Annotated in this window: 21 protein-coding genes; 4 read left to right on the top strand and 17 right to left on the bottom strand. The window is 35.2% G+C overall.

All coding sequences use genetic code 11. From position 1 onward, the window contains the following. Positions 1-3 precede the first annotated feature (3 nt). From I600_RS17085 to I600_RS17070, 4 genes are read right to left on the bottom strand one after another with little or no spacing between them, the layout of a single operon-like run. Positions 4-1,164, bottom strand: a complete 1,161-nt coding sequence (locus tag I600_RS17085; protein WP_058105778.1) for a 3-dehydroquinate synthase — start codon at positions 1,162-1,164, stop codon at positions 4-6. A gap of 7 nt (positions 1,165-1,171) precedes the next feature. Then, complete coding sequence (eboC, locus tag I600_RS17080; protein ID WP_082643018.1) at positions 1,172-2,071, bottom strand: UbiA-like protein EboC; 900 nt, start codon at positions 2,069-2,071, stop codon at positions 1,172-1,174. 3 nt (positions 2,072-2,074) lie between these two features. After that, a complete protein-coding gene (locus I600_RS17075; RefSeq protein ID WP_082643017.1) occupies positions 2,075-2,983 on the bottom strand; it encodes a TatD family hydrolase in 909 nt (302 codons plus the stop codon). 1 nt (position 2,984) lies between these two features. Further along, entirely contained in the window at positions 2,985-3,836 is an 852-nt protein-coding gene (locus I600_RS17070; RefSeq protein ID WP_058105777.1) for an EboA domain-containing protein, read from the bottom strand. Between the two features lie 121 nt (positions 3,837-3,957). Between I600_RS17070 and miaE the strand changes: the two genes are divergently transcribed. Continuing rightward, positions 3,958-4,539, top strand: a complete 582-nt coding sequence (gene miaE, locus I600_RS17065; protein ID WP_058105776.1) for a tRNA-(ms[2]io[6]A)-hydroxylase — start codon at positions 3,958-3,960, stop codon at positions 4,537-4,539. A gap of 8 nt (positions 4,540-4,547) precedes the next feature. On the opposite strand, the gene I600_RS17060 is transcribed toward miaE, so the two are convergent. The 12 genes from I600_RS17060 to I600_RS17005 form a co-directional block, all read right to left on the bottom strand. Beyond that, the gene (locus tag I600_RS17060; RefSeq protein ID WP_058105775.1) at positions 4,548-5,438 is read right to left on the bottom strand and encodes a Ppx/GppA phosphatase family protein; all 891 of its coding nucleotides are present in this window, start codon (positions 5,436-5,438) and stop codon (positions 4,548-4,550) included. 12 nt (positions 5,439-5,450) lie between these two features. After that, positions 5,451-7,517: a polyphosphate kinase 1 gene (gene ppk1, locus I600_RS17055; RefSeq protein WP_058105774.1), complete on the bottom strand. Its 2,067-nt coding sequence runs from the start codon at positions 7,515-7,517 to the stop codon at positions 5,451-5,453. Continuing rightward, on the bottom strand, positions 7,514-8,002 hold the full coding sequence (locus tag I600_RS17050) for a SixA phosphatase family protein (protein ID WP_058105773.1): 489 nt from the start codon (positions 8,000-8,002) through the stop codon (positions 7,514-7,516). The genes ppk1 and I600_RS17050 overlap by 4 nt, the downstream gene beginning before the upstream one ends. Positions 8,003-8,012: 10 nt before the next feature. Continuing rightward, positions 8,013-8,660, bottom strand: coding sequence for a pyridoxamine 5'-phosphate oxidase (gene pdxH / locus I600_RS17045; RefSeq protein WP_058105801.1), 648 nt, complete (start codon positions 8,658-8,660; stop codon positions 8,013-8,015). A 78-nt stretch (positions 8,661-8,738) separates the two neighbouring features. Next, entirely contained in the window at positions 8,739-9,644 is a 906-nt protein-coding gene (locus tag I600_RS17040) for a ribonuclease Z (RefSeq protein WP_058105772.1), read from the bottom strand. A 42-nt stretch (positions 9,645-9,686) separates the two neighbouring features. Continuing rightward, positions 9,687-10,019: a hypothetical protein gene (locus I600_RS17035; RefSeq protein WP_058105771.1), complete on the bottom strand. Its 333-nt coding sequence runs from the start codon at positions 10,017-10,019 to the stop codon at positions 9,687-9,689. Position 10,020: 1 nt separating this feature from the next. Further along, positions 10,021-10,947, bottom strand: a complete 927-nt coding sequence (locus I600_RS17030; protein WP_058105770.1) for an aspartate carbamoyltransferase catalytic subunit — start codon at positions 10,945-10,947, stop codon at positions 10,021-10,023. Between the two features lie 4 nt (positions 10,948-10,951). Beyond that, positions 10,952-11,491, bottom strand: a complete 540-nt coding sequence (gene pyrR, locus I600_RS17025; protein ID WP_058105769.1) for a bifunctional pyr operon transcriptional regulator/uracil phosphoribosyltransferase PyrR — start codon at positions 11,489-11,491, stop codon at positions 10,952-10,954. A 114-nt stretch (positions 11,492-11,605) separates the two neighbouring features. After that, positions 11,606-12,334, bottom strand: a complete 729-nt coding sequence (locus tag I600_RS17020) for a LytR/AlgR family response regulator transcription factor (protein WP_058105768.1) — start codon at positions 12,332-12,334, stop codon at positions 11,606-11,608. Beyond that, entirely contained in the window at positions 12,331-13,365 is a 1,035-nt protein-coding gene (locus I600_RS17015) for a sensor histidine kinase (protein WP_058105767.1), read from the bottom strand. Before I600_RS17015 ends, I600_RS17020 begins: the two co-directional genes overlap by 4 nt. Before the next feature lie 6 nt (positions 13,366-13,371). Beyond that, positions 13,372-13,713, bottom strand: coding sequence for a DUF4907 domain-containing protein (locus I600_RS17010; protein WP_058105766.1), 342 nt, complete (start codon positions 13,711-13,713; stop codon positions 13,372-13,374). A gap of 74 nt (positions 13,714-13,787) precedes the next feature. Next, a complete protein-coding gene (locus tag I600_RS17005; RefSeq protein WP_058105765.1) occupies positions 13,788-14,777 on the bottom strand; it encodes a Kelch repeat-containing protein in 990 nt (329 codons plus the stop codon). A 241-nt stretch (positions 14,778-15,018) separates the two neighbouring features. On the opposite strand from I600_RS17005, the gene I600_RS17000 reads away from it, so the two are divergent. Continuing rightward, a complete protein-coding gene (locus tag I600_RS17000) occupies positions 15,019-16,359 on the top strand; it encodes a DUF4270 family protein (protein WP_082643016.1) in 1,341 nt (446 codons plus the stop codon). Then, positions 16,349-17,599 carry an OmpP1/FadL family transporter gene (locus I600_RS16995; protein ID WP_058105763.1) on the top strand — a complete coding sequence of 417 codons (1,251 nt, stop codon included), beginning with the start codon at positions 16,349-16,351 and terminating at the stop codon, positions 17,597-17,599. Before I600_RS17000 ends, I600_RS16995 begins: the two co-directional genes overlap by 11 nt. Before the next feature lie 448 nt (positions 17,600-18,047). Here the strand turns inward: I600_RS16995 and rpsA are convergent, their stop codons facing one another. Beyond that, positions 18,048-19,883, bottom strand: coding sequence for a 30S ribosomal protein S1 (gene rpsA / locus I600_RS16990; RefSeq protein ID WP_058105762.1), 1,836 nt, complete (start codon positions 19,881-19,883; stop codon positions 18,048-18,050). 265 nt (positions 19,884-20,148) lie between these two features. On the opposite strand from rpsA, the gene I600_RS16985 reads away from it, so the two are divergent. Next, complete coding sequence (locus I600_RS16985) at positions 20,149-20,529, top strand: LysM peptidoglycan-binding domain-containing protein (RefSeq protein WP_058105800.1); 381 nt, start codon at positions 20,149-20,151, stop codon at positions 20,527-20,529. Positions 20,530-20,553 lie beyond the last annotated feature (24 nt).

Below are 20,553 nucleotides of genomic sequence, written 5' to 3'. Positions count from 1 at the left end.
CATTTAATTTAATGCGAATTGATGATTAAGTTTAGTAATGGCCTTGGACATTAACTCCATATCAATAGTATGTACGTCGTACTTTACGCCCAAATCAGAAATAAGGGTTATTGTCAATTGCCCCCCTAAATGCTCTCTAAACTCTTCTATACCGTTTAATAACTGCTCAATTTTATCATCGTTCTGCACAGGAAGTGACAAATCAAAACCAATAGCGATCATTACATCCAAAATGTGCTGCAAATCCTCTTCAGAAATCAATCCAACTAACTGCGCATAGGTAACATCTAATGCGATGCCTTTGGCTACAGCTTCACCATGTCGCAACTCATAATTGGTCATGAATTCCATTTTATGTGCAGCCCAATGTCCAAAATCCAGAGGTCTAGACGATCCGGATTCAAATGGGTCTCCACCTTGTGCAATATGATGCATGTGCATTTCGGCACATTTGTAAATAACATACTGCATAGGCTCCATTTCCCTATTTTTTAATGCAACTGCATTATCGGCAATATATTTAAAAAAGGTTTTATCCTTGATCAATGCCACTTTAATGGCTTCGGAAATTCCGGAAATCCAATCGCGCTGCTCTAAGGTTTCAAGAAAATCACTGTCGTTAATAATGGCGAACGGCGGTGCAAATGTTCCTAGAAAATTTTTTTTCTTAAATGCATTTACACTGTTCTTTACCCCTACTGCAGAATCGTTCTGTGATAATACCGTTGTAGGTATTCTTATCAATTTAACTCCTCTATGTGCTATAGCTGCCGCATAACCGACCATATCAATTACAGCACCACCACCAATGACCACCACAAAAGAATGACGACAAATTTTATTATCGTTTACCCCTTTTAACACTGATTCAATAGCCTTATCACTATTCTTTACTTGTTCTCCCCCTGGCAACACTAAAGTGTCGGTATATTTTATAGTTTGCCGGTGTGCTTTACAATAATCTTCAATTTGAGGTATTAAAGAGGGATGATGATGTTTAACTCCGTCATCTAAAACAAACAATAGTTTTACAGGTTCAAAATCTTTATAGTCCGCAATTAAGTTTACGAACATTTGATTTTCTAAAACAAATAGTCCAGAAGTAAAATATAATTGATAATCATACTGTACTTGAAAAGACTGTTTTATAGGTTGTAATTGCATACGTATTTTATGTTACTGCAAATAATTTTGACAAAAGCATGGATAATGGTAATAATAATAAAACGGCCAATGCCAAATACCAATTAGAAAAACCGGCCACCCAGCAAGCGTTCATCACAATTAGTGACAATACACCACCCATTACAGCTTTCTTAATGTTTTTAGGTGAATTTACTTTATACGCTTTAATTAAAGGCGAATAAATTAAAAAACCAAACATTAATATAAACGGTAATAGCACCAAGAGATTGTCTTTCTGTTGCATTACAATTAACGCAATGGATAGAATAACTATTGCGTATAAGATACCTGCCCAAACAATATGTTTTTTATTATCTCCGTGCACCTCTCCTCTACTGATCAATGTGATGGCAAAAATATAGACAACAGGAACCAATGAAATGTACCAATGTGTTAGGTTTCCAAGAATAGACATACCCATTAAAAGATTTAATCCACGGCAAATTCCCATATTTAAGGGACCAGCAAAACCAAATTGTTTAAAGTAGCCATCATATGTTAAAATAGCTACGGTTAAAGCAACAGATATTAAACCTGATAATACAGTAGTCTTAAATGCCAATGTTATACCGATCAGCATGAGAATTGTACCAAAATAAATAGCTTCTTTTTTGGGTACAAGTCCACTTGGAATTGCCCGCTCCGGTCTTTCGACCGCATCTAGATCTGCATCGAAAACATCGTTAAAAACGACTCCACCTGCATATAAGGCAATTGATGAGAAAACCAAAGAAAGTACATTGCCGCTCTGCCCACTCATAAAATTAAGCACTACTAAATCCTTAAGATATAATATAATGGCAATACCTGCCAATATATCCGCTGCGGCAGTTGGCAAATTCGCAGGTCTTGCCAAACGAGCAAAACCCATTAACTTTTCTTTCATTTGTTAAATGATTTGATCTTCGTCAATACGAGGTTTTTGCCCCCTAAGAACACTATTATCATTAAAAAGTTGCGATTGATTAATACTATCTGGCTGCAACCAATGCGCTTCTTTCATTTTACCATTTTTACTAAAAGCATCTAATGCATTTTGATAGCAGGTTTTTCTAACATCCTCCATAGACACACCTCTTTTTAGCATTAAAGATGCTGTTTTTGGCACTGCTAAAGGGTCACTTACACCCCAATCTGCCGAACTATCCACTATAATATTATTACTACCATATTTCTTAACAACTTCTACCATACGCTCGTTGCCCATTTTTGTTTTGGGATAGATGGTAAAAGCAGCAATGAAACCACGGTCAAGAACCTCTTTTACCGTTTCTTCATTGTTATGATCAATTATTACATTTGCAGGATCTAAACCATGCTCCAAACAAACCTCCATACTCTTTATGGTTCCTGCTTTTTTATCTCGGTGCGGCGTATGTACCTGTACGGTCATATTAAGTTCTTTAGCCATATCTAGTTGCATTCTAAAAAACTTATCCTCTGCAGGTGTTTGATCGTCATATCCAATTTCACCAATAGCGACCACATTTTCTTTATGTAAGTACAACGGTAACAATTCTATTACCTGTTCTGCCAAAGCCTCATTATTTGCTTCTTTTGAATTTAAACCGATAGTGCAATAATGTTTTATACCAAATTGACTGGCCCTAAAAGGCTCCCAACCCACCAAACTACTAAAGTAATCCTGAAAAGAACCTACTTGGGTTCTTGGTTGACCCAACCAAAAGGATGGTTCTATTATTGCTACAACTCCCGCTGCTGCCATTGCTTCATAATCATCTGTTGTTCTTGACGTCATGTGTACATGCGGGTCAATGATCATCATTTTATCTTCCATTCTATTGTTGTTTTATCGTATTCCAAGTTGTATGCCCATCGGCAATTTTATGTTTTAGCTCTGGCTTACCATTTAATAGCGCAAGGGCTTTTTCGTTTTCTGAATAATAACAGCAAAGAGCTCCGGCTAAATTCTCTACAACATCATCACTGTTAAGTAATGTCTTCATATCACCCAAAAGTTGCTCATTTAAAAATTTTGAAACAGGTCTCCAGAACAATGGATCTATTTTTCTACCTGCAGCCCATCTTTCATGTGCATAATCGGATATTATTCTAGCTAAATCCTCATTAGCTCTTTTATCAATGGATGCTATTTGCGAGAGATCTCTTTCCATAAAAGCCGCCTTCAAAAACATTTGATTCCATTGTTGATCATTAAAATATTCTGCCGGATACGGATTGTTCAATGAAATAGCATCAAAAATCGTTGCAATATTAGTTCTTAACGCTTCTACAGCTGTCTGTTTATATTCCTCTGGATTGGGTAGTAAAACTAAATACTTTAAGAAGGTTTCTAATTCACCGGTATCTGCCACTTGTATAATATTGGCAACCTTTGGTGTATAAAATTCAATATCTTTACTTAATACCTCTGCTAAAAAATAAATACGCGACACCTGTAGCATAGTTGCATTGTGCCCACTTAAATAGCGCGAACTCGTTGTATCCAATGCATCAAATGATATTACGTTTGCAGCATCAAATTTTACATTTAACAGGCTATAGGTCATAAATAAATCTTTAGAAGATTTATTTTCTTTTAAACTTTCAATTTTACCTTTTAGCCAAGCGACACTATCTGGCGCCCCGTATGTGTTCAGTATATTTTGAATATCTATTGGATTATGCATTTTTGTTGTTTGGATGGTCTCTACATCAAAAATAATTATTATTCATCAGGAAGCGGTCTAGGTTTTTGATTAAAATTCGTTAGGTCTTTAAATTCTTTCTAATTTTGAAAAAAAGAGAACTATGTTAGGCTTAAAACTACCAACCGATCCAAGATGGGTAAACATTGTTGAGAAGAATATTGATGAAATATTGACAGATCATGCGTATTGTGAGCAAAAAGCCGCAAGTACAGCAATATCACTCATTGTATCTTTCCCTGAATATACTGAACTTGTTGAGGAAATGATAGCCTTATCTAGAGAGGAAATGGGTCATTTTAAAATGGTACACGACCTTATTTTAAAGCGAGGAAATGCGCTGGGCAGGGATCGTAAAGACGAGTATGTTATAGAACTTATTAAATTCTTTCCAAAGGGCGGTAGTAGAACTACCCAATTAGTACACAGATTATTATATGCAGCTTTAATTGAGGCGCGTAGTTGTGAACGTTTTAGATTATTATCCGAAGAACTGGAAGACAAAAAACTAGCCGAATTTTATCACAAATTAATGATCAGTGAAGCGGGGCATTACACCATGTTCCTAAAGTTTGCTCGTAAATATGGAGATCTTGAAGAGGTGAACAAAAAATGGAACAGTCTTTTAGAATATGAAGCCCAGATCATGAAAGACCTAGGCAAAAAAGAAAGCATTCACGGATAGAACGCGGCTTATTTAACTTCTGAATAATACAAATCTTTTATAATACCATCTGAAAGTCCAATTTTGGGAACATGAATTTTCTTTGCCCCGCTCCATTTTGCGGCCGAGAGAAAAATTTTGGTTGCAGGAATTATAACATCTGCCCTATCTGGATTCAATCCTAGCTCAGACACCCTATCATCATAACTTAGACTGTCTAAAAAATGATATTGTGCGTTCAACCAAATGTAAGAAAGTGGCTCACCTTCTTTTCTACCTGATAGTTTATGCAACTTATTAATGTTGCCACCGGACCCTATAATGGATAATTTGGGTTTATCCTTTAAAATTGTTTTGATCCACTCCTCTAGTTTATTCCAAGTTTCCGGTTTAACCATATTATTTAAAAGTCTTACCGTACCCAGCTTAAACGACTTGCTTACTTGAATTTTACCATTAGAAAACAAGGTAAACTCCGTACTACCACCACCAACGTCTATATACAAATAGCATTGATCATCTTTAATCAAGTTTTTTAAGTCTGTAGAAGCTATAATAGCAGCTTCTTGTTTACCGTCTATTAAATCTATTTTGACCCCAGATTCCTTTACAATCTTCTCAATTATCTCGTTACCGTTATTGGCTTCCCTCATTGCAGATGTAGCACATGCACGGTACCTTTCAACACCCGACACTTCCATTAAAAGCTTAAAAGCTTTCATGGTCTTTATTAAACGGGCTTCATTTTGTTCAGAAACTTCACCAACGGTAAAAGAATCTTCACCTAGCCTTACAGGTACCCTTACCAATGCACTTTTTCTAAATTGAGTCTTTTTACCCTTATCCTCAATAACATTGTGTGTTAGCAATCTAATAGCATTGGAGCCTATATCAATTGCCGCAAATTTTCTTACTTTCAAAAAATACTATTTTTAAGATTCCTGTTTTTTAGCATAATAATCGTACGTAGCAAACTGAGATCTTATTTTAGGTATGGAAGATTTACGGTATGCATTGTCTTGTTTTTCATTAAACACACGAGCTTTCATATTGTCTCTCCAACAGATATCGAACGTATCCATCAATTCCTTTTTTATATCCTCATCATAAATTGGGCAACCAACTTCAACTCTATAATCAAGGTTTCTAGTCATCCAATCTGCAGATGATATATACATTTTAGTATCGCCACCATTTGCAAAAGCAAAGAAACGAGTATGCTCTAAAAACTTATCTATAACACTTATAGCTTCTATGTTTTCACTCATACCCTCAACCCCTGGTATTAAGCAACATATACCTCTTATGATCAACTGGATCTTTACCCCCGCTCTACTAGCCTCATACAGTTTATCTACCATTTTGTAAGAGGTAAAACTGTTCATCTTTATTTTGATAAAAGCCACTTTGCCTTGCTTGGCATTTGCTATCTCATTATCAATTAATTTCATAAACGCATTTTTGGTATAATGCGGAGATACTATAAGATGTTTATACTTGTTGATCTTGTAGGTAGTCTCAAAAAAGTCAAAGACTTTATTCAACTCTTTTAGTATAGAATCATCTGCCGTAAATAGAGTAAAATCAGTATAAATTCTTGCGGTAGATTCATTAAAATTACCTGTACTCACAAAACCGTATCGCTTTAAAGCTGCATTTTCTTCGCGCTCAATTAAACATATTTTACTATGAACCTTTAGCCCTGGAACACCAAATATTAATTTAACCCCTTCAGACTGTAACTGCTCTGCGTATTCAATATTTGCCTGCTCATCAAAACGTGCCTGAAGTTCAATTTGAACGGTTACTTGTTTACCATTTTTAACCGCGTTGATCAAACTTGCAGCAATTTGTGAGTTACTTGCCAGTCTATAAACCGTAATTTTTATGGAACGTACTTTTGGATCAAGTGCAGCTTCACGTAAAAATTTTAATACATAGGTAAACGTATGGTAGGGTGTGTATTGCAAATAATCTTTTTTGGCTATACTCTCTAAAATACTACCTTCCACACTAAGCCCCTTTACCGGTAACGGAACTATCTTGTCATATAAAAGATCTTTTCTTCCCAAGCTTGGAAAACCCATATAATCTCTACGATTATGGTACCTACCGCCTGGTATTACACTATCCGTATCTTCTATGTTCATCTTTTCCTTTAGAAAAGTCAAGGTGTCCCTGCCAATACTCTTATCGTATACAAAGCGTACGGGATCACTTATTTTTCTATGCTCTACACTAGATGAAATTTTTTCAATAAAACTTTTACTAAGGTCGTTGTCAATATCAAGTTCGGCATCTCTTGTTATCTTGATCATATGAGCAGAAATAGATTCATACTCGAACATGGTAAATATATTACCAAGACAGTACCTAATTAGATCATCTAGTATTATGATATAACTTTTATCTCCTTCATCTGGCAATACAATAAAGCGATCAATTCCCTTGGGTATTTCAATTAAGGCATATCTTTTCTCTTTTCTACTATCATCACTCTTAATGACCATTTTTACAGCCAAATACGCTGCAGTGTCTTTCAGGGTAGGAAAACGTGTTAAATCATTTAAAATGATAGTCATTAATTGCGGACTCACTTCCTTTAAGAAATAGGCCTTCACGAAATCCTTTTGATTATCGTTTAATTCCGTTTCCTTGATAATGAATATATTCTCCCCTTCCAACTCATGTTCAATTCTTCTAAGAATTGATAAACTTTTTGTTTGCTGTTCAATTACAATATTGGTAATCTCCTCTAGAAGGTCTTTTGCCTTTTCTCCCCCAAGTACGCTTTTACCGGTTTTACCAGCTTCTACAATACGCTTTACCGTTGCATAACGCACCTTGAAAAACTCATCTAAATTATTTGAGAAAATACCTAAAAACCGTAATCTTTCAATTAATGGCACATTCTTATCTGCACTTTCCTGTAGTACACGCTCGTTGAACCATAACCAACTTATTTCTCTATTTACGTACTGGTTGTTGTTTTTTATCATGCTTTTAATTGCTTCGGAAATATGGTTTGTATTGTTGAGCCCTGAGTGATAGCGGCCCATGAATTTTCTTTAAACTGTAATTGAACAAAACCGCTGGTGGGCACATTATCTATAAGTTTATCTCCCAACGAATTTGCTAAAAAGGTAAAGGCATGATTATGCCCAAAAATGAGAACATTTTCAAAAGTATCCTCTAATTGTTTTATAAACTCAAAAACCTGATCACCTGAGAAGTCGTACAAACTTGAATCTATACCACAATTATTTAAAGGATGACCAATAATTCTAAGACAAATCATACAAGTGTGAAATGCCCTGTTTGCAGGGCTAGTATATACTTTATCTATTTTAATATCTTGTCTGGCAATTTCCATAGCAACCAAATGGGCATCATTAACCCCTCTTTGCAAAAGTGCCCTATCTTGATCACTAACATTTAGCTCCCAAGAAGACTTACCGTGGCGCATTAAAAATAGATTCTTCATGTTAACATATTTAAGGAGCCAATCGTTCCATTTTCCAATCAAATTCACTGGTAAGGGTGTACCTAATTCGATCATGTAGTCTATTAGGTCTGCCTTGCCAAAACTCTATAGATAAAGGTCTTACCAAATAGCCACCCCAATGCTTAGGCCTTTCTATTTCTTTACCGTTATATTCTTTTTCCAACTTAGCCAATTTATCTTCCAATACGGCTCTGGAATCAATTACAGTACTTTGATCCGATACTAATGCCCCTAATTTACTTCCTTCAGGTCTTGACTCAAAATAACCATCAGAAAGATTTTCGGGCAATTTTTCGGCAACACCTTTTATGATTACTTGGCGTTCTAAGTTTGCCCAAAAAAAGGATAGACAGAGATTTGGGTTTTCACTAATAGCTTTTCCCTTTTCGCTATTGTAGTTCGTATAAAAGATAAAACCCTCATGAGTATATTTCTTAAGAAGTACTACCCTACTTTTAGGAAAACCATCTAAACCTACCGTAGAAACCGTCATAGCATTGGGTTCATCTACCCCATCGGAATTTTCAACCTCATAAAACCATGTTTGAAATAACTGTATTGGATTATCAGATATACTATCTTCTACCAACGCACTTTTCTCATAGGATTTTCTATAATCACCTAAATCTTTCTGCATCATTTTCGTGTTAAAAACAAGATAAACAAAGTTCTAAAAAGAAAGGAAAATAAACGTTATAAAAACGTATTAAAAGGTTTAAAAATCGAATGTCTTACCATCATCAGCAAGAACTACATTAGGAAAAATAGTTGAAGCTTCTTCTTTAAACAATACTATTGATTTATAGCGGGTAGAGTAATGACCTAACACTAAGGTTTTTACATTAGCTTTTTTTGCTACCATTGCGGCTTGTTTAGCGGTAGCATGCTTGGTTTTCACGGCAAGATCGGTCTCTGTTTCCAAAAATGTAGATTCATGATATAAAACATCTACATTTTTAATCTTTTCAGCCAAACTTTCATCATAAACGGTGTCACTACAAAATGCATAAGATTTTGGCTCAGGCGGATCAAAGGTTAATTCACTATTGGGTACAATAGTGCCACTATCCAAAGTTATATTCTTTCCGTTTTTTATATTGTTATAGTAAGCTTTGTCAATCCCATACTTTTCTGCCGCAGTAACATTCAGCTTTCTCTTGCCTAATTTTTCCCTGAACAAGTAGCCATTTGTATATACCCTATGATCTAATGGTATGGTAGTTACACTTATCTTATCATCCTCAAAGATAAGCTCCTGTTCCTTACTGGTAAGTTCATGAAATAACAATGGGTAGTTTGTCCAAGAATCTCCCAATTTCAAAAGCAATGTAATAGCCTCTTTAATTCCTTTGGGGCCGTATACATGAAGTGCTTTCTCCCTACCCAATAATCTCATGGTAGAAATAAAACCTGGGAGTCCAAAAAAGTGATCTCCATGCAGGTGAGAAATGAAAATATGGTTTATTCTTGAGAACTTTATTTTATGCCTTCTAAGCTCTACTTGGGTACCCTCACCACAATCAATTAATACAACTTGATTGTTAATTTCTAAAACTTGTGACGTAGGATTCGTAAGCGTTCTTGGTGTTGCCGCATAACAACCCAATACAGTAAGGCGCATAAAATAAGTACTTAAGTATTCTTATCTGTGCTTTGCGTATTGTTATATACCCAAATCACGTTCTATTTCTTCCATTTCAACCACATCTCTAGCTTCTTGAAGGGTTGGCACAAGATTAATTTCTTCAGGAACATCATCATAAGACACTTTATCCGATACCAAAACGAACGACTGTCCGTTCTTTTTGTGCATTCTTGCTATTTCTAAAAATGAGATAACATTATAAGGTGTCAACTTTGAGAAGCTTAACAAGTCTAACACCAAATTATCGTTTTTTAATTTTGCATATTCCTTCTGCAAATTCTCTAAAAAACGCTCAATTGAAATTTCTTCTTGAGATACAATAATCAACGATTCTTCTTTAGTGAAAATCATATTATTTTATTTTAGATGCCAATAAATAAATTACCGCCATACGAATGGCAACTCCGTTTTCTACCTGATTTAATATTATAGATTGCTTGGAGTCTGCCACATCACTTGTGATTTCCACACCTCTGTTTATTGGACCTGGGTGCATTATTACAATTTCCTTATCCAAGCTATCAAGCAATTTTTTATTCACCCCAAATTGTTGGGTATACTCTCGTGTGGTCGGGAAATAACTTATATCCAATCTTTCGTTTTGTATGCGCAGCATGTTAGCTACATCGCACCACTCCAACGCTTTTCTTAAATTGGTTTCTACACCGACCCCTAAAGATTCTATGTACTTAGGAAGCAATGTTTTAGGACCACACACCTTAACATTTGCTCCTTGTAATTTTAACGCAAAAATATTTGAAAGGGCTACCCGTGAATGAAGAATATCACCAACGATCACTACATTTTTACCTGCAACGTCTCCTAATTTTTCACGTATGGAGTAAGAATCCAACAATGCCTGTGTTGGATGCTCGTGTGCACCATCGCCAGCATTTACGATTGATGCATTTACGTGTTTGGATAAAAATATGCCCGCACCAGGGTTAGGATGCCTCATCACCACCATATCTACTTTCATAGATAGAATGTTATTTACCGTATCTATTAAGGTTTCACCCTTTTTAACCGAAGACTGACTTGCGGAAAAATTAAGCACATCTGCAGATAAACGCTTTTCCGCCAATTCAAAAGACAGTTTAGTCCTAGTACTGTTCTCAAAAAATATATTGGCAATGGTAATATCTCTAAGCGAAGGCACTTTTTTAATAGACCGGTTGATTACCTCTTTAAAATGATCGGCAGTTTCAAAAATAAGCTGAATATCGGTTTCCTTTAGGTATTTAATTCCCAGTAAGTGTTTAACACTCAGTTCGCTCATTTTCTTATCTATTTACTAAGTATATTATATCTTCCCCGTCATTTTCTTCCCACATCACCTTTACCTTCTCATCATTTATGGCATCTACCTGGCGACCTCTATAATTGGGTTGTATAGGCAAATGTCTGCTGAATCTGCGATCTATTAAACATAACAACTCTACATCTTTTGGCCTGCCAAAAGATTGCAAAGCAGTTAAAGCCGCATTTATACTTCTACCAGTGTACAGCACATCATCAATTAAAACAACGTTTTTGTCCTCTACCAAGAAATCTATCTTTGTTTTTGTGGCCTCTAGGGTCTTTTCTCCTCTTCTAAAATCATCACGATAAAAAGTAATATCCAAAAAACCCAAGTCTATCTTCTTTACTTTATACTCCTCCTTTAAAATCTTATTCAAGCGTTCAGCAAGAAATTTTCCCCTTGGTTGAATTCCAATTAAAACTGTGTTTTCAAAATTTAAATGGTTTTCAAGCAATTGGCAAGCCAATCTGTGCAGGATGATATGTATTTCTTTGGAAGAGAGTAAAACTTTTTGACTCATAATGGGCACCCGTGCTTTTAGCTTAACAAAAATAGATAATTCTATCTAAACTTTGACAGCCAAAATAAGGAAGTAAAATCAAAAAAAATAAATTTAGATCAATGAACGTGAAATCTATAAGCCCAAGATAGAAAAGAAGGCTTCTTTATGGCTTTCACCAATAGGTATGCGCATGTCATTAATAACTATTCTGTTACGCTGTACCGTTTTAATGTAATTTACATTGACCACATAGGATTTATGCACCCTAAGAAATTGATTTGCAGGTAACTTACTCATAATCTCCTTAAAGCTCATTAACGTTAAAATGGTTTTATTGGTGTTGGCAATATGAATTTTCAAATAATCTTTTAAACCTTGTACATATTCAATTTGGTCCAAATCTATTTTTATACTTTCATATTCCGCCTTCACAAAAATGAACTTTTTTTCTACTGTACTATCACCGGTAGATGAGAAAACGTTTGCTTCCATAATTGGCTTTTGTTTTTTTGAAATTAAATCTTGTACTCTTGATACTGATTTTATAAAACGATGATAAGGTATAGGTTTCACCAAATAATCTACTGCATTCAACTCAAACCCATCTACCGCATAATGTGAATAAGCTGTGGTAAATATGAACAACGGTCTGTTATCTAAAGTGCCCATAAAATCTATACCGTTTATTTGGGGCATTTCTATATCGCAAAAGATCAAATCTATTTTCTTTTCCTTGATTTCGGTAATAGCATCGAGCGGATTGGTATATGAGTTCACTAACTCTATAAAGTCTAGCTTTTCACAATAGCCCGTTAGTATTTCAATCGCCAAAGGCTCATCATCTATAATTATACATTTCATAAGCTTGATTGTTTTTGGTAAATGGTCAAAGAAACTTCATAATCTTGGCCGTCATTACTTACCTCTAAGTTGTGCAGGCCTGGATATATCAATTCTAACTGATTTCTAATATTCTCAAGTCCGATACCCGAGTTCTTGGTGGGTTCTCTAAAAATTCCAATTTTATTCTTAACGTTTAAATAGATAGAGGCATCTGTAATTATCAATGAAATTTTGACATAGGTTTTACCCTTATAATCCGTACCGTATTTAAAGGCATTTTCTATAAACGAGATAAATAGCAAAGGCGGCACCGCACGCCCTCTATCTTCCCCGGTAATCTTTAAGGATACATTTTCACTATCAGATAGTCTTAATCGCTGTAACTGTATATAACTTTTTATATAATCTAGTTCTTTATTTAAAGGCACTAAGTCTTTATCTGCCTCATAGATCATATATCTCATAAGTTCCGATAAATCAACTATTGCCTCTGAGGTGTCGGGAGATTTTTTTACAGATAAGGCATAAATGGTATTAAGCGAATTGAACAAAAAATGTGGATTTAATTGCGCCTTTAAAAATTGTAGCTCAGACTTAATATTTTCCTTTTCAACCGATAAACGTAAATTCTCATTACGTTTCCACTCCACATACATTCTTAAAATGGCACTGATCACATAAGGTATTCCAAGATTTACGAACGTTCTATAAAACGGCATAAAACCAAGACCTCTTGGTCTTTCTTGTTGTATAAAGAAATTATCGGGTATTCTTGGCGGAAAAAAATGATTGAGCAAATACACCGAAAAAATCAAAAGTCCCAGTGAAAGAAATAAATAAAAGAGCACTGTCTTTTTCAGTAAATACTCTGGTACCAAGTAAAAATAATTGAAATAAAATAGTACTATAATTACAATGAGCTTTGGAAACACATCTGAAGGAATAGGTCTTGCATCATTTAGTACAGGATAAAATGTGAGTCCATAAAACAGAATCCAAATGCTGATATGGACAACTATCTGAATTCTATTATTAATTATCGATCTCATATACTATCAATGACCTACTTGGGTTGAAATATTCAATTTCGCCAGATCTGCCGGTAATAAAATTGGCGATTTCCCCTCTTCTAATTTAGATAGTACCAAGTTTGCCGTTTTCTGAGCTTCTTCTTTAGAAACAAATTGGTGCTTACCTGGAAGACCGGGAACGAACTCTTGTACGATCACTATCTTTTCTCCTCTCAAAATCTTATAACCAAATCCATCATCTAGACTTACTATTTGACTTTCAAATATTTGGTTTTGGCTGGGCTCAGATTGAATATACATAACAATGCCAAAGACAAGTACCAAAAATAGCACAATAGCAAGCGAGTATTTTACAGTAGAACTCATAAATAAATGTTTAAAAATGGGCCAACCTTCACAGATTGACCCAAAAAATTAACAATTGCACTCACTATGAAAAATTAATCTTCGTCATCGTACTCATCCAATGGAAAAAATTCATCTAAATCATCTAGGTACAATGTACCAGTTCTACCCATTCCTATAAATACTCGACTTCCATTTGAAAAAGCAATGGCATCTTGCCTTGTAGCTCCTTCAAAAGATGTTTTTTGTTCCCATTCATCTGAAGCTGGATCGTACTCCCAAACTGTATTGGTAGCACCACCTAATTCTCCGGTTGCTATATAACCGTATCCGTTTAACGTAAATCCAACAGCATTACTTCTTGCAATAGCATAATCATCTTCTTCATCAAGGTCTAATTTTGAGGTCCAACTTTCAGTAGCAGGATCAAATACCCAAAAATCATCTAAGTATACCCCGTTAGACACTCCAGTACCTAAATACACCAAACCATCTATAGTAAAAGTGGTGGCAGATCTTCTTTTATTTCCTCCAAAACCTACTAATTCAGTCCAAGAATCGGTTGCAGGGTTATACTTATAGAAATCCTTTCTATCATTTTCGCCATCATATCCTGTACCCACATAACCATAACCGTTAATTCCAAAACCTACAGCACTTCTTCTTGCTGTTGGTAAAGAGGCTATTTCCGTCCATGTATTAGAGGCAGTATCATAACTATAAAAATCCGTCAATTCATCTACACCATCATACCCAGAACCTATATAACCAGTACCGTCAATCTCAAAACCTACGGCCGCATTTCTAGCAGCTCCAGGAAAATCAGCTTTTTGAGACCAGTAGTCACCTTCAATATCGTATGCCCAAAAGGAAGCCAAATAATCGTCTCCATCATAACCAACACCCATATACCCAATATTATCTATTGTAAAACCAGATACACTACTTCTTGGGCTACCATCAAATACAGATTTATCTACCCAGTTACCTAAATCGTCCTCATCATCACTTGAACAACTTGTAACTACCATGGCCAAAAGCGCCACCCCGGTAATTTTGTATACATACGATTTTCTTTTATTCATTACTTTTTTGTTTTAAGGTTCTTTCTTTGAGAAATCAAATCTACTAGAGACCCCAGGGTTCTAAAAAACACAATAGATTAAGATTGATTTTTAACATACCAATCCTAGGTTTTCATCTACGAACACAAACATTTCATTAATAGTTTAAATAATAGATTTCATCCCTTAACATTACGGATTCGTCTATTCAGGTTTTTACAACCGCATTGGGTATTTAGCTTTGATGAAAACTAAATTTTAAATGAAGGTGTTCTTAAACAAACTACGTGCACTCCACATCATAATGATCGGTGGTTTATTTACAATAGCCGTTATCTCTTGCAGTGATGACATATATAATGATACCGATTTTGTAGCCGGTGAGACATTTACCGATAGTAACATTCGTCTCATATTGATCGATACATTAACGGTGAGTACCTCTACCATGAAGTTCGATAGTTTAGCTACTTCTGAATCTACAAGAATTCTTACAGGAAAATATTCAGATGCTGTTTTTGGTACCGTTAGGGCATCTAGCTACATGCAGTTTTTACCAGAGACCTATACCATAGATTCTGAGGCGGTATTTGATAGTTTGGTAATGGTCTTGGGCTATGATAATTACTACTACAATGACACGCTACAGAAAAACACCATTCACATTAAAAAAATTATAGAAAACCTGAATCCAGAAAGTGAAGATTATTTCTACAATACGAGTAAAATCAGCTATGATGAAGATGACCTGGGTTTTTACGAATACAACCCAAGACCTTTGGCAGGAGACTCTATAACCATAAAAATGATAGACGATTTTGGTACGGACATATTCTCCAAACTACAGGAGAAAGACATTGTAAATTCTGATGAATATAGGGATTACTTTAAAGGCATAGCGTTATTACCTGACGAAACCGACAATGGCTCAATCATCGGTTTTTCAAAATCTTCTGAAAATACCTACATGCGCTTGTATTACAGTACAGAAACCGAATATGAATCTGAACAGGAATATTTTGATATTCAAATAAACGCAACAACCACACCAATTCCTTTCTTTAATAGCATAACCGCAGAAGACCCTATTACACCGCTACAGGGCTTAACAGATAGTAAGGTCAACTTAGAAAGTTCCGATTCTAACAACGAGAGTTACATTCAATCTGGTGTAGGAATAGCCATGAGGGTACAATTTCCAAGTATTACAAGTCTTTACGACATACCTGGCAGTGGCACCATATTGGACGGCACCCTTAAAATAAAACCAGTTGCCCAATCTTATAACGACAATCTAAAACTAAGAGACACCCTTGCGGTATATGTCGTTGACCAAAACAATGATTTGACCGAAACCCTGTCCTCTACTTCCTATGCTATTTTAAACAGGGACAATCAAGAATTTAACGACATCTATTATGAAATATCCCTGTCTTATTATTTAGAAGAGCTTTACCTAAAGGACAGGGATATTGATGATGCTTTAATCTTACTTCCTGTTGATTATAATTCTACTGTAGATCGATTTATTATGAGCGGAAACGGTAATGGGGAAAACGAAACAATTTTAGAATTAACATACGGTATTTACGATGAAGATTAACCAAATTATAGTGGTCACCATAGGAGCTTTTCTTGGCATACAGCAAATTTCAGCACAATCAGAAGCTTTAACCAGTTCTCCATATTCCTTATACGGATTAGGTGTTATTAACCAAACCAGTATTGGAAAGTTCAATAGTTTAGGCTATAGCGGCATAGGTATTAAATCAACTTACGAGTTGAATAACTTAAACCCTGCCAATTATGCCTTAATACCCAAAAACTCTTTCTTGTATGATATTGGGGTTACCGGAGAATTTAATAATTACAGCAATACATCGGATACTGAAGAAAAATCAAATGTCAATTTTTCCAATATCGCCTTTGGTTTTAGAATTGCAGAAAATTTTGGTGCAGGCATAACCATGGTACCTTATAGTGATGTTGGATATTCCCTACTTGGTGTAAGTAGCAACATTGAAGGGTCTACAAATTCATTTGAAAGTAACGTAACCGGTTTGGGCGGTCTAAATGATATTAAACTTAATGTTGGTTATGCCTTAATTCCTAAGCTTAGATTAGGTTTAAGTGCTTCATTCCTATTTGGAAACATTGAAGAGACGGAATCTTTTACCTACAATGCAACTGCTTTTGAATCTATTGAAAAAACAAATTATAGTGGTGCAAGACTTGGCTTTGGACTGCAATATGATGTTAACGAAAAAATTACCATAGGTAGTACTGTACAATTACCTACAAGTTTAAACGGCAATTTAAAAAGGTCTGTCAACAAATCGTTATCCGGTATTGAAATTACTGTAGAAGACGACACTTCTGACACTGTTTCAGACTTTAAATTACCTCTAGAGCTCGGTTTTGGTATGAGCATTAAACCTATTGAAGAATTAACCTTTAGTGCAGATTATAAAAAGAACTTTTGGACGGACACCGATCAGTCTGAAAATATAGGAAGTTATGAAGACCAAGATATATACGCTTTTGGTCTAGAATATATTCAAGACCCAACTAGTTACAAATACGGTCAAAGAATAGCCTATAGATTAGGGTACAACTATGACAATGGTTATTTAGCCATAAGTGATGAAAAAATTGAAGGTTACAATTTTACTGCCGGTATTGGTATACCTACAAGCAGAGGAACACATTCTATGATCAACCTTTCATATAGTTATGGCTCTAAAGGGCTATTGCAAAACGTTCTGGTAAAGGAGAACTATCACCTACTTACCTTGAACTTAAGCCTTGAAGATATCTGGTTCGTGAAGAAAAAGGTGTATTAATTTTTTTGCCAACCTGATCTTGTTCTGAGCAAACACAATTACATAAAAAGTCTAATTACATAACAATCTCCACTAGTATTTCATTTACGTTAGAACCCTAATAGGAACCGACTGAATGAAAACTAATAAAGCCTAGATGAAAATCTGGGCTTTAACTATTTACCCTATTAACAAGACATTTGAATATATTCCTTTCTTCAACGTATCTATGTTGTTTACTTATTTTAGAAATTAAAATCTTAAACTTAAAATAGTAAAACCTATTTGCTTTGCTGATAGCCTTTTGAATATCATCTATTCCAAAGGTAAAACGAAATCAATTAGAATGACGTGTAGTTCCTTTGCGACTTACCTTTAGGAAACAAAAAACAATCATAAATACAAAAAGCCCGGATTATGCATCCGGGCTTTTATAAACTATCCTATTAAAGGATATATGCTAATGAAATTACTTCTTCTTAGAATCAGCTTCCATTTTGTCTTTCAACGCTTGTAACGCATCGTTAGCATCACCTAAAGTTGGCTTAGCCTCATCTGCACTAGCTGCTTGTCTTTTGACAGCCGCCTTAACATTACGTTGCTCTTCTTCACGGAAAATTGCAGTATGACTAGCTACAACACGTTTGAAGTCTTTGTTGAACTCAATAATCTTGAATTCAGCTTCATCGCCTTTACCTAGTTTTTTACCATCTTCTTTTTCTAAATGACGTTGAGGAATAAATGCAGTAATATCATCGTTAAATTCAATTGTTGCACCTTTATCAACTACATCAGAAATGGTTGCTGTATGAACTGTACCCAATGCGAATTCAGTTTCATATTTATCCCATGGGTTTTCAGTAGTCTGCTTGTGACCTAAGCTCAGCTTACGACCTTCAACATCTAATTCCAATACTTCAACTTCTAAAGTATCACCTACGTTAGTAAACTCAGATGGATGCTTGATTTTCTTAGTCCAAGAAAGATCAGAGATGTAAATTAAACCGTCTATACCTTCTTCTAGCTCAACAAAAACACCAAAGTTTGTAAAGTTTCTTACAATACCTTTATGTTTAGAACCTACAGGGTATTTCGTAGTAATATCAGTCCAAGGATCTGGAGTCAATTGCTTGATGCCAAGAGACATTTTACGATCTTCACGATCCAATGTCAATACAACTGCTTCTACCTCATCACCTACATTTACGAAATCCTGTGCAGAACGCAAGTGCGTAGACCAAGACATTTCAGAAACGTGGATAAGACCTTCAACACCTTCAACAACTTCAATGAACGCGCCGTAATCAGCGATAACAACTACTTTACCTTTTACTTTATCACCAATCTTAATTTCATCGGATAAAGCTTCCCAAGGGTGCTTCTCCAATTGCTTAAGACCTAATTGAATTCTAGATTTGTTTTCATCAAAATCAAGAATTACAACATTTAATTTCTGGTCAAGTTCAACAACCTCGTTCGGGTGGTTGATTCTGCTCCAAGAAAGGTCAGTAATGTGAACTAAACCATCAACACCACCTAGATCAATGAACACACCGTAAGAAGTAATGTTTTTAACAACACCTTCTAATACTTGTCCTTTTTCTAATTGGCTAATGATTTCTTTCTTCTGCTCTTCAATATCAGCCTCAATAAGTGCTTTATGAGAAACAACAACGTTTTTAAATTCATGGTTGATCTTTACAACCTTGAATTCCATTGTTTTGTTTACATACTGGTCGTAGTCACGAATTGGCTTAACGTCAATTTGAGAACCTGGTAAGAAAGCTTCTATACCAAATACGTCAACGATCATACCACCTTTAGTTCTGCACTTCACAAAACCACTAACGATTTCTTCTTTGTCATGAGCCGCATTTACACGGTCCCAAGCCATAATAGTTCTCGCTTTTCTGTGAGATAAAACCAACTGACCGCTTTTATCCTCACGAATATCGATCAATACCTCTACTTTGTCACCTACTTTTAAACCTGGGTTGTAACGGAATTCGTTTAACGAAATTACACCTTCAGATTTTGCGTTGATATCAATGATAGCCTCTCTATCAGTAATATAAACTACTTTCCCTTCTACTACTTCCTCATCGGCAGTATCAACGAAATTTTCAGCTACTAAATCTTCAAATTCCTTCAACTTTGAGTCATCTACACGCTCAATTCCTTGCTCGTATTTTTCCCAGTTAAAGTTCTCTAAAAATTCTTGTGGATCTTGCTGTGGAGTCTCTACAGCTTGTTGTGTTGCTTCGGTAGTAGCTTCTACCTCTGCGTTTGTTTTTTCTTCAGCCATTTGCTGATCAATAATTTGTATTCCATAATCTTATCAAGATTTAAGCAACGACTATGAAAGTAGTTATATCTTTTTGTTTATCTAATCCCTTTTTCTCTTGAATGCCTTGCAAAAAAGGTGTGCAAAAATAAGCATTTTATTTAAATTAGACAACACAACTTATTATATACCATTCAATTAAAGAATATGGCATGATTTTGGAATGGAATATCTTAAATATGCTTATCTTAGAAGCATTATAATAACCATTAAAAAAAGTAAAAATATGAGCGTTAAAGCGAAATATCAAGGGGTTTTGGACCTAGGTGAACAATTAGGTATCAAAGACGGTAACGTAACTGTTGAAGGAGATGTTCTAAAAATAAAAGGACAAGCAAAAACTCCTTATGAAAAGGATTTGATCTGGGATAAAATTAAAGCATTGGGCGGTGAAAGCCCTTCTGATATTAAAGCGAACATTACAGTAGAAGATGATTCTGTTTATCACAGACACGTGGTAAAAAGCGGTGAGTCTTTAAGTAAAATAGCTAAAGAATATTACGGTGACCCAATGAAATATAAAGCTATTTTTGAAGCGAATACCAACATCTTAAAAAATCCGGATGTAATTCATCCTGATCAAGTATTGGTTATTCCAAACAAATAATACATATACTACATAATAAAAAAG

Origin of the sequence: Maribacter dokdonensis DSW-8 (assembly GCF_001447995.1) — a bacterium.
GTDB classification, from domain to species: Bacteria; Bacteroidota; Bacteroidia; order Flavobacteriales; family Flavobacteriaceae; genus Maribacter; species Maribacter dokdonensis.
The sequence above is the reverse complement of the archived record's forward strand: the minus strand, read 5'-3'. Positions and strand labels throughout refer to the sequence as shown.

Bases quoted from the DNA above. Each gene is read 5' to 3' on its own strand.
- I600_RS17085 (WP_058105778.1), bottom strand. From the start codon at position 1,164: ATGCAATTACAACCTATAAAACAGTCTTTTCAAGTACAGTATGATTAT.
- eboC (WP_082643018.1), bottom strand. From the start codon at position 2,071: ATGAAAGAAAAGTTAATGGGTTTTGCTCGTTTGGCAAGACCTGCGAAT.
- I600_RS17075 (WP_082643017.1), bottom strand. From the start codon at position 2,983: ATGGAAGATAAAATGATGATCATTGACCCGCATGTACACATGACGTCA.
- I600_RS17070 (WP_058105777.1), bottom strand. From the start codon at position 3,836: ATGCATAATCCAATAGATATTCAAAATATACTGAACACATACGGGGCG.
- miaE (WP_058105776.1), top strand. From the start codon at position 3,958: ATGTTAGGCTTAAAACTACCAACCGATCCAAGATGGGTAAACATTGTT.
- ppk1 (WP_058105774.1), bottom strand. From the start codon at position 7,517: ATGATAAAAAACAACAACCAGTACGTAAATAGAGAAATAAGTTGGTTA.
- I600_RS17050 (WP_058105773.1), bottom strand. From the start codon at position 8,002: ATGAAGAATCTATTTTTAATGCGCCACGGTAAGTCTTCTTGGGAGCTA.
- pdxH (WP_058105801.1), bottom strand. From the start codon at position 8,660: ATGCAGAAAGATTTAGGTGATTATAGAAAATCCTATGAGAAAAGTGCG.
- I600_RS17040 (WP_058105772.1), bottom strand. From the start codon at position 9,644: ATGCGCCTTACTGTATTGGGTTGTTATGCGGCAACACCAAGAACGCTT.
- I600_RS17035 (WP_058105771.1), bottom strand. From the start codon at position 10,019: ATGATTTTCACTAAAGAAGAATCGTTGATTATTGTATCTCAAGAAGAA.
- I600_RS17030 (WP_058105770.1), bottom strand. From the start codon at position 10,947: ATGAGCGAACTGAGTGTTAAACACTTACTGGGAATTAAATACCTAAAG.
- pyrR (WP_058105769.1), bottom strand. From the start codon at position 11,491: ATGAGTCAAAAAGTTTTACTCTCTTCCAAAGAAATACATATCATCCTG.
- I600_RS17020 (WP_058105768.1), bottom strand. From the start codon at position 12,334: ATGAAATGTATAATTATAGATGATGAGCCTTTGGCGATTGAAATACTA.
- I600_RS17015 (WP_058105767.1), bottom strand. From the start codon at position 13,365: ATGAGATCGATAATTAATAATAGAATTCAGATAGTTGTCCATATCAGC.
- I600_RS17010 (WP_058105766.1), bottom strand. From the start codon at position 13,713: ATGAGTTCTACTGTAAAATACTCGCTTGCTATTGTGCTATTTTTGGTA.
- I600_RS17005 (WP_058105765.1), bottom strand. From the start codon at position 14,777: ATGAATAAAAGAAAATCGTATGTATACAAAATTACCGGGGTGGCGCTT.
- I600_RS17000 (WP_082643016.1), top strand. From the start codon at position 15,019: ATGAAGGTGTTCTTAAACAAACTACGTGCACTCCACATCATAATGATC.
- I600_RS16995 (WP_058105763.1), top strand. From the start codon at position 16,349: ATGAAGATTAACCAAATTATAGTGGTCACCATAGGAGCTTTTCTTGGC.
- rpsA (WP_058105762.1), bottom strand. From the start codon at position 19,883: ATGGCTGAAGAAAAAACAAACGCAGAGGTAGAAGCTACTACCGAAGCA.
- I600_RS16985 (WP_058105800.1), top strand. From the start codon at position 20,149: ATGAGCGTTAAAGCGAAATATCAAGGGGTTTTGGACCTAGGTGAACAA.